3 protein-coding genes and 1 pseudogene are annotated in these 3,726 nt (G+C 66.4%); 2 read left to right on the forward strand and 2 right to left on the reverse strand.

Features of this window, described 5'->3' with window-relative positions:
- Positions 1 to 156: DUF882 domain-containing protein (locus TSH64_RS36180; RefSeq protein ID WP_247873345.1), on the forward strand; the 156-nt coding region annotated here is incomplete at its 5' end.
- A 650-nt stretch (positions 157 to 806) separates the two neighbouring features.
- Here TSH64_RS36180 and TSH64_RS02995 read toward each other — a convergent pair.
- A pseudogene (locus TSH64_RS02995) lies at positions 807 to 1,058 on the reverse strand (helix-turn-helix transcriptional regulator); the annotation flags it as partial.
- A 543-nt stretch (positions 1,059 to 1,601) separates the two neighbouring features.
- Positions 1,602 to 2,351 (reverse strand): hypothetical protein, encoded by a 750-nt coding sequence (locus TSH64_RS03000; RefSeq protein WP_247872715.1) that lies wholly within the window; start codon positions 2,349 to 2,351, stop codon positions 1,602 to 1,604.
- A gap of 152 nt (positions 2,352 to 2,503) precedes the next feature.
- Between TSH64_RS03000 and TSH64_RS03005 the strand changes: the two genes are divergently transcribed.
- Positions 2,504 to 3,726 (forward strand): dynamin family protein (locus tag TSH64_RS03005; protein WP_109452194.1); only part of this gene is annotated, 1,223 nt, incomplete at its 3' end.

Below are 3,726 nucleotides of genomic sequence, written 5' to 3' on the forward strand. Positions count from 1 at the left end.
TATCACACCCGCGGCATGGCCATCGACATCCGCCTTCCCGACACCCAGCTTCGCGCCATTTCCGAGACGGCGAAGGGGATGCAGTCCGGTGGCGTCGGCTTCTATCCGCGCAGCGGCTTCGTCCATCTCGACGTCGGTCCTGTCCGCAGCTGGTAAGGTCGGCAGCTGGCAAGGCCACGGGCAACCGTGCCCGTCCTGGTTTGAAAAAGGCTCCGCATCGGCCGATGCGGAGCCTTTTCCTATGGTGGCGCTTCGATGTGCTGTTGCTTCCGATCTGTTGGCGGTGAAGCCCTGCATTCTGGAATGCCGGACCCGATTCCGGTCCTGGATCAGCTTCTCGGCGACGGCTTGGACGCGCGCAGGATGTCGGTCGGGTCCCACACCGCGCCATGACGCCGGCGCGACTTGCTCTGGCTGGCGGCATCGGCCGACTTCACCGGCTTGACCCGCGGTGCATCGCTGCGCACCGGACGGCCGGCCTTGCGGACGCTTTCCCCCTCCGGACCGGTGGCGACGATCTCGGTGCCGGCGAGGCGGCTTCCGCCGTTGACCGGCGATTGCGAGCTGCCCGATCGGGGGGAGGCATCCGGTTCGCCGTCCTCACCCTCGCCGGGGCCTTCCGGCGGCTCCCTGATTTCGGGGGAGAGGGCGGAGAGCAGCGACAGCATCTCGTCCGACACATGGGAGGGGGCGGCGCGCCACAGGCGCAGCAACCGCGCCTCCCGCCGGCTGATCTGGCTGTCGCTGTCGTCAGACTCCTCGAAACCGCTGCGTGGGCGGCGTGGGCTGTCGGCATCGTTGTAGGTATCGAAAAAGAAACTTACGGGAACGTCCAGAACCTGGCTCAGCCGGTACAGGGTACCCGCCGAAATACGGTTGGAGCCGCGTTCGTATTTCTGGACCTGCTGAAAGGTCAGGCCGATCGCTTCGCCCAGTTTTTCCTGGCTCATTCCCAGCAGGGTTCGGCGCATCCGCACGCGCTGCCCGACATGGGCGTCCACAGACCAGGATTCCGGCGATCCGCGTCGTCCTCTTTTGCGCGCCGTCGGTTCACTCATGTCCATCGGTCTCCGCTGCCCAGTCTTCCGCGGCTTGTCTTTGCGAGAATGAAAATATTGTTTACACATTCGTTGAAGCGATTCAAGAGAAAACTTCTGAATATTGGTGTGTGTTTGCCATATGCCGATAGGCGCTGGTGGTGGTGCAGCATTCGCAGGGGTTGTCATATTACAGCTTTGTATTATTTCGGCCGCCGGTGAGAATCAATTGCGCCGAGGCTCTGCCGGAACCCTGTGCTCATCCCTTTGCGGAAATCACCGAGTCTTTGGGATCATCCATTGGTTGGGTCGATAGCTTTTCGATTATAGAAATTCCGTGATCGGGAACCGATAAGATTTGTACCGCCACAAATGGTGGTGGAAGGCCTTCTGGTTGTAATAAATAAACCGAAGGACAGAGAGAAACTTTCCTCTCCCAAGGCCGATACGGTCCGTCACGCTGCATGTCGACCCGGCCGGTCGGGCCGCATGGTTGGCCAGACAAGCGTTAATACTTAATTAACCTTATTAAGTCGCCGTTAACCATGGCCGAGAACCGGCGATTCAGGGGCGCGGGGGCCGTGGTGCGTGACTATCCGTATCGGCCTTCCGCGGGTTCCTCGTCCGGGCAATGCCGGACGGGTGGGAGGCCTCCATGGCCCAGGGGCCGCCGGCCATGGCGAAGCCTTCCACATGGTCGCGCAGCTTCTGGACCTGGGACGGCGTGACGGTGCGGCCGAAGCGGGACTTCAGTAGGGCGGCCAGCGCCCCGCGGGTCGGCCGGACGCCGCCGGTCGACAGAACGCGGTAGGCGACGAAGGCCTCGGCATAGAGCCGGATACGGTCCGGCCGTCCGCGCAGCTGCGCCGCCTGGGCGGACGGGTTGCCGTCCAGATGGTCGGCGAGCAGCGCCTCCGCCCGCGCCACGGTCAGATCCGGCAGGTCGGCGGCGACCGGCTCCGGCGGTTCGGGCCGGCCGATGGAATCGCGCAGGCGCCGCCGGCGCTGGCGCTCGCGGTCGCCGGCCCGCAGCCGCTCGGCATAGGCCGGGTCCGCCGCCCGCCGTTCGGTGCGGCTGCGGTTGGACTTCGCGGCACGCTCCGCCTCCCGCGCCCGCAGCATCGGGTCGCGCAGCAGGAAGGCCAGCTCGTCCGCGGTCAGCCGATGCGCCTGATCGGCGCCCGCCGGCAGGGGCCCGCCGTCGCGGCTTTCCCCGAGGCCGCCATCCTTGCCGCCGTTCTGGCCGTCGTCCTGATGGTCGCTGTCGTCCATCGCCGGGAAACGCGCGTCCGCCCGGTCCTGTTCCCGCGGCATTTCGCCCGGCCCCGTCCGGATTCCGCGCCCCGGCTCCCTGCCCGGATAATCCCGGACGGAAGATGAGGGAGATTTCATGTCCGGTGCCGGTCCCGCCCGTGCTAGAGAGGGGCCGTTCTTTTCGGCCCGTGCAACAGTGGAATTCGCCCGCCATGACCCCCCGGCAAGCCCTTCAGCAGCGCCTTGCGGCTTTGGATGCCCATCTGCGGGCGGAAAATCCCAACCTGCTGCCGGTCCTCCCGACCTTCCGCGCCTTCGACCGCATCCTGGCCGGGCTGGGGCTGATCGACCGCCATGAATCGCTGACCACCCGCATTCCCTGGTGGCCGATGGTCGCGGTGCTCGGCACCTTCTCCGCCGGCAAGTCGACCTTCCTCAACGGCTATCTGGGCGAGGTGCTGCAGAACACCGGCAATCAGGCGGTGGACGACAAGTTCACCGTCATCTGCCACGGTCCGGAAACCCGCAAGGAGGCATTGCCCGGCACCGCGCTGAACGCCGACCCGCGTTTCCCCTTCTATCGCATCGCCGACGAGATCGAGAAGGTCGCCGCCGGCGAGGGCAAGCGGATCGACAATTACCTGCAATTGAAGACGCTGGCCGGCACGCGGACGAAGGGCAAGATCTTCATCGATTCGCCGGGCTTCGACGCCGACGACCAGCGCCGTTCGGTCCTGCGGCTGGTCGACCACATCGTCGAGCTGTCGGACCTCGTGCTCGTCTTCTTCGATGCCCGCCATCCGGAACCGGGCGCCATGCAGGACACGCTGCGCCATCTGGTCGCCAAGACGGTCAACCGCGCCGACGCCCGCAAGGTCTGCTACATCCTCAACCAGGTCGACACCACCGCCAAGGAGGACAATCTCGAGGCGGTGTTCGGCGCCTGGCAGCGCGCCATCGCCCAGGCCGGGCTGGTGTCGGGCCGCTTCTACGCCATCTACGACCAGCGCTCCGCCGTCGACATCGAGGATGACGGCCGCCGCGCCCGCTACCAGGCGCGCCGCGACCATGATCTGGCCGAACTCCAGACCCGCATCAACGAGGTCGAGGTCGCCCGCGCCTATCGCATCATCGGCTCCATCGACAGCCTGACCAAGGAAGTCGAGGGCGAGGTGCTGCCCAAGCTGCGCGAGGCGATGGCGATGTGGCGCCGCCGCGTGCTGATCGGCGACGCGGTGTGGGGCGTGCTGCTGCTGGGGCTGCTGGGCACCGTGGTGCAGACGCTGGGCGGCGGTTTCGGCGCCTTCCTCGGCTGGCTGTCCGAGTCCGGCGACAGCGGGCTTCCGCTGCACCTGATCGGCACCGCCCTGCTGCTGGGCGGGCTGTTCCTGGCCGGGCATTTCAAGCTGCGCCAGTTCTTCGCCCGCCGCATCGC

Source organism: Azospirillum sp. TSH64 (genome assembly GCF_003116035.1).
Taxonomy (GTDB): domain Bacteria; phylum Pseudomonadota; class Alphaproteobacteria; order Azospirillales; family Azospirillaceae; genus Azospirillum.

Excerpts from the sequence above, each read along its gene's own strand:
- TSH64_RS03000 (WP_247872715.1), bottom strand. The coding sequence starts at position 2,351 with ATGCCGCGGGAACAGGACCGGGCGGACGCGCGTTTCCCGGCGATGGAC.